Origin of the sequence: Pseudomonas sp. JH-2, assembly GCF_036231725.1 — a bacterium.
In the GTDB taxonomy this organism is placed as follows: domain Bacteria; phylum Pseudomonadota; class Gammaproteobacteria; order Pseudomonadales; family Pseudomonadaceae; genus Pseudomonas; species Pseudomonas delhiensis.
The window spans coordinates 13,236-25,576 of record NZ_JAZAQP010000005.1; the positions used below are offsets into that span (position 1 = coordinate 13,236).

The following is a 12,341-nucleotide window of genomic DNA, read 5'->3' on the forward strand; positions in this document are numbered from 1 at the left end:
GCATATTCGCTTGTGCAGTTTCCATTGCCCGGGTTTGCCGAACTTCATGGAGCGGAAAATAATTCGCTATATCTATGCGGACTGAAAATAATAAGCCGTGCTGGTGCGAGTCGTGCCGGTTGTATCGAAAACCACTGCTTCGGTAGTGGTTTTTTATTGTGTCGAATTTAGGGAAGATCCTGCCGGTTCAGGTCGGAGTTCATGGATTTTTGGTTTTTTGTATAAGAAAAATCCTACATGCTGGTTCGTATTTATCCTCTGATGGGACGAGTTGTCGGGTAATAGACTGATAGGCATCAGTAATAAACGGCATTTTCGGATGTTCTCTCAAAGATAGCCTTTGCGGTGATCCGTAGTATTGCCGCCTCGGTTTTTCAGGGTGGTTCGGATGTATCTCAATAAACTGTATTGGGGAATGTTGGCTTGCCTGGCATTTTCTTCTCTGGCAGTTGCCGGCGAGACTGCTGGCAAAAACGGCAAGCGCATGGTCTGCCGGCCCGAATGCCAGTGGCTGGACGCCGCCGCGCCTATGCCGGCGGCGCCCGCGGCCACGGCGGTGCGCCAGGCCGTGGCGCGGGCCGGTGCGCAGCCCAGGCTGGACCTGTCGGTCGATCACCTGGCCCGGGACTGGCAGCCGGCGGATACCGGGGCGGGGCAGGGCGGTGCCCTGGACCTGTGGCGCGCGGTCGGCCTGGCGGTGGAAACCTACCCGTCGATCCGCGATGCCGCCGCCCAGCTGGACCAGCAACGCGAAGCGATCAACGTGGCCAGGGCCGGCTACCTGCCGACCATCCAGACCGGCCTCAACACCGGCAGGCAGGGCGCCTATGGCAGCGGGCAGAACCTGTCGCTGTCCGCCTCGCAGATGATCTACGACTTCGGCAAGGTGGCCAACGCGGTCAAGGGCGCCGAGGCCGGCGTGCGCGTACAGCGCTTCCAGCTGATGAGCGAAGTGGACGAGGTCGCCCGGCAATCGGCCCAGGCGCTGATCGAGGTCGCCCGCTACCGCGCCCTGCGCGACAGCGCCCGGACCCTGGTGGACAGCCTGCAGCGCCTGCGGCAACTGGCCCGGCAGCGCGCCGACGAGGGCGCCAGCACCCAGGCCGACCTGATCCAGGCGCAGTCGCGGGTGGAGGCGGCCGAGGCCTCGCTGCTGGCCATCCAGACCCAGCTGCAGCAGCAGAAGAGCAAGCTGCGCACCATGATCGGCCGCGAGGTGAGCGAGGCCGCCGTGAGCGTGCCCGCCGAACGCCTGCAGCGGGCCGCCCGGCTGATCGAGCCGAACCCGCAGATGCCGGTGAGCGTGCGCATGGCCCTGGCCGAGCGCGAGGAGGCCGAGGCCCAGCTGTCCCTGGCGCGGTCCAACACCCGGCCGACCTTCACCGTCGACGGCGGCGTCAACAAGTACTTCGGCAATGCCGGCGACATGGCCGGCGAGCGCGTCTACACCCTGACCCTCGGCGTCAAGCACGACCTCTTCGCCGGCGGCGCGCCCTCGGCGCGGGTGCGCGGCGCCGGCCAGGCGCTGCGGGCGGCGGAAGAGCGCATACACACCCGGCAGCTGGAGGCCCGCGACCAGTGGACCGCCCTGCAGGAGCAGATGGGCGGCCTCGACGAGCGCCTGCGGGTGCTCGCCGACCGCCAGAAGAGCATCGTCGACACCCAGCGCCTGTACCGCGAGCAGTACCTGTCGCTGGGCACCCGCACGCTGCTCGACCTGCTCAACGCCGAGCAGGAGATCTTCCAGGCGCAGAGCGATTCGGTGAACGCCCGCCACGACCTGTGGAGCGCCCAGGTGGCCTTCATCAACGCCACCGGACGGATGCACGACGTCTTCCAACTCGAGAGTGATTCCCTATGACCGCGCAAGCGCAACGCCCGGTGGCCGACAGCGCCCCCTGGCTGGAAGCCATGCTGATGGTGGCCCGGCACTACCGCCTGGACGTATCCGAGGAGCGCGTCCGCGTCGGCCTGGAATGGCACCGCGGCCTGGACCTGGACGGCCAGTTGCAGCACATGGCCCGCGACATGGGCCTGACGCTGCGCGCCGAGGCCCTGGACAAGGGCGTGCTCGACCCCTGGCGGCTGCCGGTGCTGGCGCAGTTCTCCGGCGGCCAGGTGGGGCTGATCGAGAGCGTCGACGGCAACGGTGGCGTCGGCGTGCGCCTGAGCGGCGAGCAGGGCGTGCTGCAGGCGCTGCCGGCCGCCGAAGTGGCCGAGCGGGTGCAGCGGGTGTACCGCCTGCGCCCCGAGGTGGCGGTGGCGGACGTGCGCGTCGACGACTACATCAAGCCCTACCAGCCCAACTGGTTCTGGAGCCTGGTGCTGCGCGACTGGCGGCGCTACGGCGACGTGATGCTCGCCTCGCTGGTGGCCAACGTGCTGGCCCTGGCTTCCATGCTGTTCTCCATGCAGGTCTACGACCGCGTGGTGCCGGCGCAGTCCGAGCCGACCCTGTGGGTGCTGTTCGGCGGGGTGATGCTGGCGGTGCTCATCGGCTTCGGCATGCGCCTGGCGCGCACCCACATCTCCGACCTGATCGGTAAGCGCGCCGACCTGCGCATCTCCGACCGCGTCTTCGGCCACGCCCTGCGCCTGCGCAACGAGGCCATCTCCAAGTCCACCGGCTCGTTCATCTCGCAGATCCGCGAGATGGAGCAGGTGCGCGAGCTGATCACCTCGACCACCCTGGGCGCGCTGGCCGACCTGCCGTTCTTCTTCCTGTTCCTGGTGGTGCTCTGGTCGGTGGGCGGGAGCATGGCCCTGGTGCCGCTGGCGGTGCTGCCGCTGCTGCTGATCCCCGGCCTGCTGGCGCAGAAGCCGCTGGGGCGGTTGTCCAAGGAGGGCATGCGCGAGTCGGCGATCCGCAACGCCATGCTGGTGGAGGCGGTGCAGGGCATCGAGGACGTCAAGCAACTGCGCGCCGAGCAGCGCTTCCAGAACCAGTGGAACCACCTCAACGAGGTCTCGGCCACCGTCAGCATGCGCCAGCGCTTCATCACCGGCGCGCTCATGGCCTGGACCCAGGAAGTGCAGACCCTGGTGTACGTGCTGGTGGTGCTGGTCGGCTGCTTCCAGGTGATGAGCGGCGACATGACCACCGGCGCGCTGATCGGCATGTCCATCCTGTCCTCGCGGATGATCGCGCCCCTGGCGCAGATCTCCGGGATCATGTCGCGCTGGCAGCAGGCCAAGGTCGCCCGCGAGGGCCTGGAAGAACTGATGAAGCGCCCGGTGGAAAGCGCCGAGGGCGGCAAGCGCCTGCACCGCCCGGTGCTGCACGGCGACTACCAGCTCGAAGGCGTGCGCTTCCGCTACGGCCAGGACGACAAGCGCCCGGCCATCGAGGTGGCCCAGCTGCGCATCGCCGCCGGCGAGAAGGTCGCCATCCTCGGCCGCAACGGCGCCGGCAAGTCCAGCCTGCTGCAACTGCTGGCCGGCATGTACCGGCCGCAGGAGGGCAGCCTGCTGCTCGACTCGCTGCGCCTGGAACTGATCGACCCCTACGACGTGCGCCGCGACGTGGCCTTCCTCAGCCAGCAGGCCAACCTGTTCTTCGGCACCCTGCGCGAGAACCTGAGCATGGGCCGGCCCAACGCCAGCGACGAGGAGCTGCTCGAGGCCCTGCGCCTGAGCGGCGCCCTGGGCCTGGTGCAGGCCCTGCCCGACGGCCTGGAGCACATGGTCCAGGAGGGCGGCCGCGGCCTCTCCGGCGGCCAGCGCCAGAGCCTGCTGCTGGCCCGCACGCTGCTGCGCCAGCCGCGCGTGCTGCTGCTCGACGAGCCCACCGCCTGGCTCGACGAGGTGGGCGAGCAGGCCCTGATCCGCCACCTGGAGCCCTGGCTGAAGTCGCGCACCCTGGTGGTGGCGACCCACCGCCCGGCGGTGCTCAAGTGGGTCGACCGCATCATCGTGGTCGACAACGGCCGCGTCGTGCTCGACGACACCAAGCAGGCGGTGCTGGCCAAGCTCGCCGGCCCGCCGCCGGCCAAGCCCGGCGAGAAGGCCCCGGCGGTGGCCTGAGGCCGCCCACGCAATTCGCAGAGGACGCGGGCCCTGGCCCGTGTCGGGAGTGACCATGCAAGCCAATTCGATTCAAGCGCCCGGGGCCGCGCCCCTGGCCCCCTATTTCCAGGCGAAGGAGCGCGCGCCCCGCGCCGCCTGGCTGGTCTGGTGCGTGCTCGGCGGCATGCTGCTGCTGTTCGCCTGGGCCTACCTGTTCGAGCTCGACGAAGTCTCCACCGGCACCGGCAAGGTGATCCCCAGCTCCCGCGAGCAGGTGGTGCAGTCCCTGGAGGGCGGCATCCTCGCCGAACTGCGGGTCAAGGAGGGCGACCGCGTCGACGCCGGCCAGGTGCTGGCCCAGCTCGACCGCACCAAGACCGAGTCCTCGGTGGGCGAGAGCGCCTCGCGCCTGCGCGCCGCCCTGGCCATGGCCGCGCGCCTGCGCGCCGAGGTGGACGGCGGCGAACTGGTGTTCCCCCCGGAAGTGCTGGAGGAGCCGGACCTGGTGAGGTCCGAGACCGCCCTGTACAAGTCGCGGCGCGACAGCCTGCAGAAGAGCCTGCAGGGCATCAACGAGGCCCTGGCGCTGGTCCGCAAGGAACTGAAGCTGACCACGCGCCTGGCCGAGATCGGCGCGGCGAGCAACGTCGAGGTGCTGCGCCTGAAGCGCCAGGCCAACGAGCTGGAGCTCAAGGCCACCGAGACGCGCAACCAGTACTACGTCAAGGCCCGCGAGGAACTGGCCAAGGCCAATGGCGAGGTGGAGGCGCAGCAGTCGGTGACCCGCGGCCGCGCCGACTCGCTGTCGCGCCTGACCGTGGTCTCGCCGGTGCGCGGCATCGTCAAGGACATCGAGGTGAACACCGTCGGCGGCGTCATCCCACCCAACGGCCGCTTCATGGTCATAGTGCCGGTGGAGGACCAGCTGCTGGTGGAGGCGCGCATCTCGCCGCGCGACGTGGCCTTCATCCACCCCGGGCAGCCGGCCACGGTGAAGATCAGCGCCTACGACTACGCCATCTACGGTGGCCTGGACGGCAAGGTGACGCACATCTCGCCGGACACCATCCAGGACGAGGTGCGCCGCGACCAGTACTACTACCGCGTGTTCGTACGCACCCAGACCGACTCGCTGCAGAACAAGGACGGCAAGAGCTTCCCGATCTTCCCCGGCATGGTCGCCACGGTGGACGTGCACACCGGCAGCAAGACCGTCTGGGACTACCTGACCAAGCCGCTCAACCGCGCCCGCGAAGCGCTGCGCGAACGCTGAGGAGGCGCCATGGCCAAGCAACGCACCCCCAGCTACCGCGAGCGCCGCGAGGTGGAGGCCGCCGGCAGGCGCGCCAGCGCGCTCTACGCCCAGGGCCGGCATGAGGAGGCCCTGCAACTGTGCCTGCAGACCGCCCGGCGCTGGCCGCAGCTGGCGGTGGCCTGGACCGACGCGGCGGTCAACTGCATCAAGCTGGAGCGCTGGCAGCAGGCCGTCGAGCACGCCGGCCGCGCCCTGGCCGCCGGCGGCACCGGCCTGGCGCTGTTCGACGCCCTGTCCCACGCCCACTGCGCGCTGCGCCAGTGGGACCAGGTGCGCCAGCACGGCCTGCACGCGCTGACCCTGCGCGACCGCCAGTTCGGCGTCGAGCCGCCGCTGGCCCACGCCCTGCCGCCGCTGCCGCCGCCACCCAGCGCCGCCACCCGCGGGCGCAACCTGATCGCCTTCTCGCTGTTCGGCGCCAGCGCCAAGTACTGCGAGACGGCGGTGCTCAACGTGCTGGAGCAGCCGCGCATCTACCCGCACTGGACCTGCCGCTTCTACATCGACGACAGCGTGCCCGAGGCCATCGTCCGCCGCCTGCGCGACAACGGTGGCGAAGTGGTGCTGGTCGACGAGGCCGTGCGCCAGTGGCCGGGGCCCATGTGGCGCTTCCTGGCGCTGGACGATGCCCGGGCCCAGCGCATCCTGTTCCGCGACGCCGACTCGGTGATCAGCGAGCGCGAGGCCGAGGCGGTGGCCGAATGGCTGGCCAGCGACAGGCGCTTCCACGCCCTGCGCGACAACGGCACCCACACCGAGCTGCTCCTGGCCGGCCTGTGGGGTGCGGTGGGCGGGGCGCTGCCGCCGCTGGTGGAGCTGCTCCGGCCGTTCTTCGCCGAGCCGCTGGCCTCGCGGCATTTCGCCGACCAGCATTTCCTGCGCCGCTACGTCTGGCCCTACGCGCGGCGCAGCCTGCTGCAGCACGATTCGATGTTCGGCTTCCTGGGCGCCGCCGGCTTCCCCGGCGGGCCCATGCCGGACGACTTCCACGTCGGCTACGCCGAAGGCTCGCCACGTTTCGAAGTGCCCTGCACCCTGGCCGAGGGCACCCGGGTACGCTGGACCCTGTACCGCCGCGGCGGGGAGGGCGAGCAGGCGATCTGCGACTACGCCGCCACGGTGACCGCCGGCGCGGTGCACGGGCACATCCCGGCGCGCTACGCCGAGTGGATCCGCCGCGGCGAAGCGCGCATCGCAGTGGCGCCGGAGGCGTAGGGCGTACAACCGTTCGCGGTTGTACGCCGCCTCACCGATCTTGCAGGGTCCCGCGCGGGAATCGGCCAAGGCCAAACGGCGGATAACGCGGAGCGTTATTCGCCCTACGCCAGGCCCACCCGTAGGGCGGATAACCGTTCGCGGTTATCCGCCGTTTCACCTTTCTCATCGCCAACGCCATGGCTGGCCCTGGCGCGGCCGTCAGCGATAGTGATCGAGGATGCGCGCGATTTCCCCGGAGGCCTTGAGCTCGGCCAGGGCGTTGAGCACCGCCTGGGTCGGCAGGTGCGGGTCGTCGAGGACCATGCAGCCCAGTTCCGCCTGGTCGAGCTGGGCGGCGGGGTAGAGGCGGTGCTCGGCCGGCCGCGCGAGGTTGAACCAGTTCAGCGCGACCTCGCTGGACACCGCATAGTCGTAGCGCCCGGCCTCCAGCTTCTTCAGCACCAGCTCCTGGTTGCGCGCATCGTCGCGGTGCAGGCGCCCGCTGGCGAACGACAGCTGCAGGTAGGGGTAGGCGTAGCCGAGGACGGTGCCGATGCTCTGTCCGGCCAGGCTGGCGACGTCCACCGGGGCCCGCTCCCGGGCCACCAGCAGGTCGCGCTGGATCATCAGCGGCACGCTCCAGCGGTAGTCGCGGAACTCCTCGCTGAGCCAGGCGGGGGAGATGTAGCAGCGCACGTCGATGCTGTGGTTGTGCAGGGCCTGTTCCACCCGGGCCCGCGGCAGCACGTGGAAGGACGGGGCCATGCCGACCTTGCGCGCGGTACTGGTGAACAGCTCGAAGAGGATACCGCCGGTCAGCTGGCCGTCCTCGACCCGCGCCAGCGGCATGGCCCAGCCCTCGACCACCGAGAAACTCAGCTGCCGGGGATCGGCCTGGGCCAAGCCGGCGATGAGTAGGAGGGCGGGGACGAGTGCGCGCATTCGGGCTCCGGACGTGCGGAAGCAGGACACAATGCCTGTTTCGGGGGGTTCTTGCCAAGCCTGTCAGGTTGCAGGCCCTTGCATCGGGTGCAATTTCCGGTCCTCTTCGCTAGGATTAGCCCACTTCCGCCTACCAGCCGCGATGGATTTCAATGAGTTATCAGGTTCTTGCCCGCAAATGGCGTCCGCGTTCGTTCCGCGAAATGGTCGGCCAGGCCCACGTCCTCAAGGCCCTGATCAACGCGCTGGACAACCAGCGCCTGCACCACGCGTACCTGTTCACCGGTACCCGCGGCGTGGGCAAGACCACCATCGCGCGCATCCTCGCCAAGTGCCTGAACTGCGAGACCGGCATCAGCTCCACCCCCTGCGGCCAGTGCTCGGTGTGCCGGGAGATCGACGAAGGCCGCTTCGTCGACCTCATCGAAGTGGACGCCGCCAGTCGCACCAAGGTCGAGGACACTCGCGAACTGCTGGACAACGTGCAGTACGCGCCGAGCCGCGGGCGCTACAAGGTCTACCTGATCGACGAAGTGCACATGCTTTCCAGCCACAGCTTCAACGCCCTGTTGAAGACGCTGGAAGAGCCGCCGCCCCACGTCAAGTTCCTGCTGGCCACCACCGACCCGCAGAAGCTGCCGGTGACCATCCTCTCGCGCTGCCTGCAGTTCAGCCTGAAGAACATGCCGCCCGAGCGCGTGGTGGAGCACCTGACCCACGTGCTCGGCGCCGAGAACGTGCCCTTCGAGGAAGACGCCCTGTGGTTGCTGGGCCGCGCCGCCGACGGCTCCATGCGCGACGCCATGAGCCTGACCGACCAGGCCATCGCCTTCGGCGAGGGCAAGGTGCTGGCCGCCGACGTGCGCGCCATGCTCGGCACCCTCGACCACGGCCAGGTCTACGGTGTGCTCCATGCGCTGCTCGAAGGCGACGCGCGGGCCCTGCTGGACGCCGTGCGCCACCTGGCCGAACAGGGCCCGGACTGGGGCGGGGTGCTGGCCGAGATCCTCAACGTGCTGCACCGCGTGGCCATCGCCCAGGTGCTGCCGGACGCCGTCGACAACGGCCAGGGCGACCGCGACAAGGTGCTGGCCCTGGCCCAGGCGCTGCCCGGCGAGGACGTGCAGTTCTACTACCAGATGGGCCTGATCGGCCGTCGCGACCTGCCCCTGGCGCCGGACCCGCGCAGCGGCTTCGAGATGGTGCTGCTGCGCATGCTGGCCTTCCGCCCGGCGGACGGCGGCGCCCCACCGAGGTCACCGCTAAAGGACCTGGGGATCAGCAAGGCCACGGCTGATTCCAACCGCAACCCAGTGGCCGGCGCCGCCGTCGCGGCGCCGGCAGCCGTTGCCAGCGTGGCGAGCGTGCCGGTGGTGTCCACCGTGCCCGCCGCCGTTGCGCCGGCCGCGCCCGCGCCGCAGCCTGTGGCGGCTCCGGCTCCGGCTCCGGCTCCGGCTCCGGCTCCGGCTCCGGCTCCGGTGGTGGAGGCCGAGCCTGTGCCCGAACCCGCGCCGGCGCCCGTCGTCCCCGTCGTCGAGGCCGCCCCCGTCGAGCCCGCTCCGCAGGCCCCGGTCGAGGCCGCGCCCGCCGAACTGCCCGCGGTCGAACCACAGGCCGCCGTGGAGGCGCCGGCCCCCGCCGTCGACCTGCCCTGGGAAGAACCCGCCGCGCCGGCTGCCGCGCAGCCGCAGGTCGAGCCCCAGCCGGCGCCCGCGCCCGTTGCGCTTCCTGAGCCTGCGCCCATCGTCATGGCCGACAGCGAGGACGACGACCGCGACGAAGAGCCGCCGCCGGCCGACGACTACTATGAAGTCGACATGGATGCGCTCAGCTACCTGGACGCTGGCGACGAGCGGCAGGCCGAGGCCCGGCCCGAGCCGGAACCGGAGCCCGCGGCCCTGCCGGCCACGGGCCTGGCCGCCGAGTGGCTGGACCTGTTCCCGCGCCTGGGCCTGGGCGGCCTGACCGCGAGCATCGGCGCCAACTGCACCCTGGTGGCGGTGGAGGACGACGTCTGGCACCTGCACCTGGACCCGGGGCAGAGCGCGTTGTACAACGCCACCCAGCAGCGCCGCCTGAACGAGGCGCTGAACCAGTACCATGGGCGCCCCCTGAAGCTGGAAGTGACCATCCAGAAGCCCGAGCAGGAAACCCCGGCCCAGGCCGCGGCGCGCAAGCGCGCCGAGCGCCAGCGCGAGGCCGAGGCCTCCATCGGGGCCGACCCGTACGTGCTGCAGATGCGGCAGCAGTTCGGCGCGGTGGTCCGCGCCGGTACCATCGAACCCCTGGCGGCGAAGGCCTGACCGCCTGCGCCCAACCAACCCTGAACGACCGAGGTGATCGAGATGATGAAAGGTGGCATGGCCGGCCTGATGAAGCAGGCCCAGCAGATGCAGGAAAAGATGCAGAAGATGCAGGAAGAGCTGGCCAACGCCGAAGTCACCGGCCAGTCCGGCGCCGGCCTGGTGAGCGTGGTGATGACCGGCCGCCACGACGTCAAGCGCGTCAGCCTGGACGACAGCCTGATGCAGGAAGACAAGGAAATCCTCGAGGACCTGATCGCCGCCGCGGTGAACGACGCCGTGCGCAAGATCGAGCAGAACAACCAGGAGAAGATGGCGGGCATGACCGCCGGCATGCAGCTGCCCCCCGGCTTCAAGATGCCGTTCTGATTCGCGACACCGCCACACCCGTAGGAGCGAGCTTGCTCGCGAACCTTCGCCGCGCCAGCAACGGCAGGCAAAGCGTTCGCGAGCGGGCCCGCTCCTGCGCCGTTTACCCTTCCTGAAATCTCGAGACCGACGCCCGCCATGTTCAGCCCGCTGATCCGCCAACTCATCGACGCCCTGCGCATCCTCCCCGGTGTGGGGCAGAAGAGCGCCCAGCGCATGGCGCTGCAGCTGCTGGAGCGTGACCGCGCGGGCGGCCTGCGCCTGGCCCAGGCGCTGACCCAGGCCATGGAAGGGGTGGGGCATTGCAAGCAGTGCCGCACGCTGAGCGAGGAAGAGCTGTGCCCGCAGTGCGCCGACCCGCGCCGCGACGACTCGCTGCTGTGCGTGGTGGAAGGCCCGCTGGACGTGTTCGCCGTGGAGCAGACCGGCTACCGCGGGCGCTTCTTCGTGCTCAAGGGCCACCTGTCGCCACTGGACGGCCTGGGCCCGGAGGCCATCGGCATTCCCGAGCTGGAAGCGCGGATCAAGGCCGGCAGCTTCAGCGAAGTCATCCTCGCCACCAACCCCACGGTGGAAGGCGAGGCCACCGCCCACTACATCGCCCAGTTGCTGGCCGGCAGCGGCCTGGTCCTGAGCCGCATCGCCCATGGCGTGCCCCTGGGCGGCGAGCTGGAGCTGGTGGACGGCGGCACCCTGGCCCACGCCCTTGCCGGGCGCCGGCCGATCGTCTAGTCGCGGCGCATCTGGGCCGAAACGGCCCAGGCGATGGCAAAAGCCTCGCCTTGTAAACCAAGCAAGCGCTAGGTAAGTTTTCAGGCAACCCGCCTGGAGGCTCGCCATGTCCGCATTCACCGATTACTTCGACGATAGCCACCGCCTGGTCCGCGACTCGGTGCGACGCTTCGTCGAGCGGGAAATCCTCCCGCACATCGCCGATTGGGAAGAAGCCGAGGAGTTCCCCCGCGAGCTCTACCGCAAGGCCGGCGAGGCCGGCATCCTCGGCATCGGCTACCCGGAAACCTACGGCGGCAGCCACGAGGGCGACCTGTTCGCCAAGCTGGCGGCCAGCGAGGAACTGATGCGCAGCGGCTCCGGCGGCCTGGTGGCCGGCCTGGGCTCGCTGGACATCGGCCTGCCGCCGCTGCTCAAGTGGGGCCGCCCCGAGCTGCGCGAGCGCATCGTGCCGCAGGTGCTGGCCGGCGAGAAGATCATGGCCCTGGCGGTCACCGAGCCTTCCGGCGGCTCCGACGTGGCCAGCCTGAAGACCCGCGCCGTGCGCGACGGCGACCACTACCGCGTGACCGGCAGCAAGACCTTCATCACCAGCGGCGTGCGCGCCGACTACTACACGGTGGCGGTGCGCACCGGCGGCGAGGGCTACGGCGGCATCAGCCTGCTGCTGGTGGAGAAGGGCACCCCCGGCTTCACGGTGGGCCGCAAGCTGAAGAAGATGGGCTGGTGGGCCTCGGACACCGCCGAGCTGTTCTTCGACGACTGCAAGGTGCCGGTCGAGCACCTGATCGGCATGGAGAACATGGGCTTCGCCTGCATCATGGCCAACTTCCAGAGCGAACGCCTGGCCCTGGCCACCATGGCCAACATGACCGCCCAACTGGCGCTGGAGGAAGCCCTGAAATGGAGCGCCGGGCGCGAAGCCTTCGGCAAGCCCATCGGCAAGTTCCAGGTGCTCAAGCACCGCCTGGCGGAGATGGCCACCCAGGTCGAGGTGTCCCGCGAGTTCACCTACCGCCAGGCGGCGAAGATGGCCGCCGGGCAGAGCGTGGTGAAGGAAATCTCCATGGCCAAGAACTTCGCCACCGACGTCGCCGACCGCGTGGTCTACGACGCCGTGCAGCTGCTCGGCGGCATGGGCTACATGCGCGAGAGCCTGGTGGAGCGGCTGTACCGCGACAACCGCATCCTCTCCATCGGCGGCGGCACGCGGGAGATCATGAACGAGATCATCGCCAAGCAGATGGGGTTGTGAGGGAGAGGGCTGTCTGTAGGAGCGAGCTTGCTCGCGAACCAGTGGAGTTACCTGGCTGCGCTGGTGCATAGCCGGACCTCGTTCCCTCTCCCTAACCCTCTCCCTGAAGGGAGAGGGGACCGTTGGGCAGAAACGGATGTTCTGGCGTTAGCCGGCAACACCGCAGGTTTCCAGCTGAAACCATTCCTTCTCTCGGCACGGACAAGCCCCCTCTCCCTTCAGG

At 69.5% G+C, this 12,341-nt stretch carries 9 protein-coding genes; 8 read left to right on the plus strand and 1 reads right to left on the minus strand.

Annotated elements, in window-relative coordinates; translation table 11 throughout:
* Positions 1 to 484: 484 nt before the first annotated feature.
* Genes VV867_RS04900 through VV867_RS04915 form a run of 4 tightly spaced genes read left to right on the plus strand, consistent with a single transcriptional unit; the run spans position 485 to position 6,535 of the window.
* Positions 485 to 1,861, plus strand: coding sequence for a TolC family outer membrane protein (locus VV867_RS04900; protein ID WP_328565759.1), 1,377 nt, complete (start codon positions 485 to 487; stop codon positions 1,859 to 1,861).
* Positions 1,858 to 4,023 carry a type I secretion system permease/ATPase gene (locus VV867_RS04905; RefSeq protein WP_109933527.1) on the plus strand — a complete coding sequence of 722 codons (2,166 nt, stop codon included), beginning with the start codon at positions 1,858 to 1,860 and terminating at the stop codon, positions 4,021 to 4,023. The genes VV867_RS04900 and VV867_RS04905 overlap by 4 nt, the downstream gene beginning before the upstream one ends.
* 55 nt (positions 4,024 to 4,078) lie before the next feature.
* On the plus strand, positions 4,079 to 5,278 hold the full coding sequence (locus tag VV867_RS04910) for an HlyD family type I secretion periplasmic adaptor subunit (protein WP_275629789.1): 1,200 nt from the start codon (positions 4,079 to 4,081) through the stop codon (positions 5,276 to 5,278).
* A 9-nt stretch (positions 5,279 to 5,287) separates the two neighbouring features.
* Positions 5,288 to 6,535 carry a tetratricopeptide repeat protein gene (locus VV867_RS04915; RefSeq protein ID WP_328565760.1) on the plus strand — a complete coding sequence of 416 codons (1,248 nt, stop codon included), beginning with the start codon at positions 5,288 to 5,290 and terminating at the stop codon, positions 6,533 to 6,535.
* Between the two features lie 201 nt (positions 6,536 to 6,736).
* Here VV867_RS04915 and VV867_RS04920 read toward each other — a convergent pair whose 3' ends face one another.
* A complete protein-coding gene (locus VV867_RS04920; RefSeq protein WP_328565761.1) occupies positions 6,737 to 7,459 on the minus strand; it encodes a substrate-binding periplasmic protein in 723 nt (240 codons plus the stop codon).
* Between the two features lie 152 nt (positions 7,460 to 7,611).
* On the opposite strand from VV867_RS04920, the gene dnaX reads away from it, so the two are divergent.
* The 4 genes from dnaX (at position 7,612) to VV867_RS04940 (ending at position 12,118) form a co-directional block, all read left to right on the plus strand.
* Positions 7,612 to 9,762 (plus strand): DNA polymerase III subunit gamma/tau, encoded by a 2,151-nt coding sequence (gene dnaX / locus VV867_RS04925; RefSeq protein WP_328565762.1) that lies wholly within the window; start codon positions 7,612 to 7,614, stop codon positions 9,760 to 9,762.
* Positions 9,763 to 9,804: 42 nt separating this feature from the next.
* Positions 9,805 to 10,131 carry a YbaB/EbfC family nucleoid-associated protein gene (locus VV867_RS04930; RefSeq protein WP_009619439.1) on the plus strand — a complete coding sequence of 109 codons (327 nt, stop codon included), beginning with the start codon at positions 9,805 to 9,807 and terminating at the stop codon, positions 10,129 to 10,131.
* A gap of 138 nt (positions 10,132 to 10,269) precedes the next feature.
* Positions 10,270 to 10,863 carry a recombination mediator RecR gene (gene recR / locus VV867_RS04935; protein ID WP_275629792.1) on the plus strand — a complete coding sequence of 198 codons (594 nt, stop codon included), beginning with the start codon at positions 10,270 to 10,272 and terminating at the stop codon, positions 10,861 to 10,863.
* Between the two features lie 106 nt (positions 10,864 to 10,969).
* The gene (locus VV867_RS04940) at positions 10,970 to 12,118 is read left to right on the plus strand and encodes an acyl-CoA dehydrogenase family protein (RefSeq protein ID WP_275629793.1); all 1,149 of its coding nucleotides are present in this window, start codon (positions 10,970 to 10,972) and stop codon (positions 12,116 to 12,118) included.
* The last annotated feature ends 223 nt before the right edge of the window (positions 12,119 to 12,341 follow it).

What these genes read in the sequence shown, in the direction of transcription:
- VV867_RS04900 (WP_328565759.1), top strand. Translation starts at nt 485, where the DNA reads ATGGTCTGCCGGCCCGAATGCCAGTGGCTGGACGCCGCCGCGCCTATG.
- VV867_RS04905 (WP_109933527.1), top strand. Translation starts at nt 1,858, where the DNA reads ATGACCGCGCAAGCGCAACGCCCGGTGGCCGACAGCGCCCCCTGGCTG.
- VV867_RS04910 (WP_275629789.1), top strand. Translation starts at nt 4,079, where the DNA reads ATGCAAGCCAATTCGATTCAAGCGCCCGGGGCCGCGCCCCTGGCCCCC.
- VV867_RS04915 (WP_328565760.1), top strand. Translation starts at nt 5,288, where the DNA reads ATGGCCAAGCAACGCACCCCCAGCTACCGCGAGCGCCGCGAGGTGGAG.
- VV867_RS04920 (WP_328565761.1), bottom strand. Translation starts at nt 7,459, where the DNA reads ATGCGCGCACTCGTCCCCGCCCTCCTACTCATCGCCGGCTTGGCCCAG.
- dnaX (WP_328565762.1), top strand. Translation starts at nt 7,612, where the DNA reads ATGAGTTATCAGGTTCTTGCCCGCAAATGGCGTCCGCGTTCGTTCCGC.
- VV867_RS04930 (WP_009619439.1), top strand. Translation starts at nt 9,805, where the DNA reads ATGATGAAAGGTGGCATGGCCGGCCTGATGAAGCAGGCCCAGCAGATG.
- recR (WP_275629792.1), top strand. Translation starts at nt 10,270, where the DNA reads ATGTTCAGCCCGCTGATCCGCCAACTCATCGACGCCCTGCGCATCCTC.
- VV867_RS04940 (WP_275629793.1), top strand. Translation starts at nt 10,970, where the DNA reads ATGTCCGCATTCACCGATTACTTCGACGATAGCCACCGCCTGGTCCGC.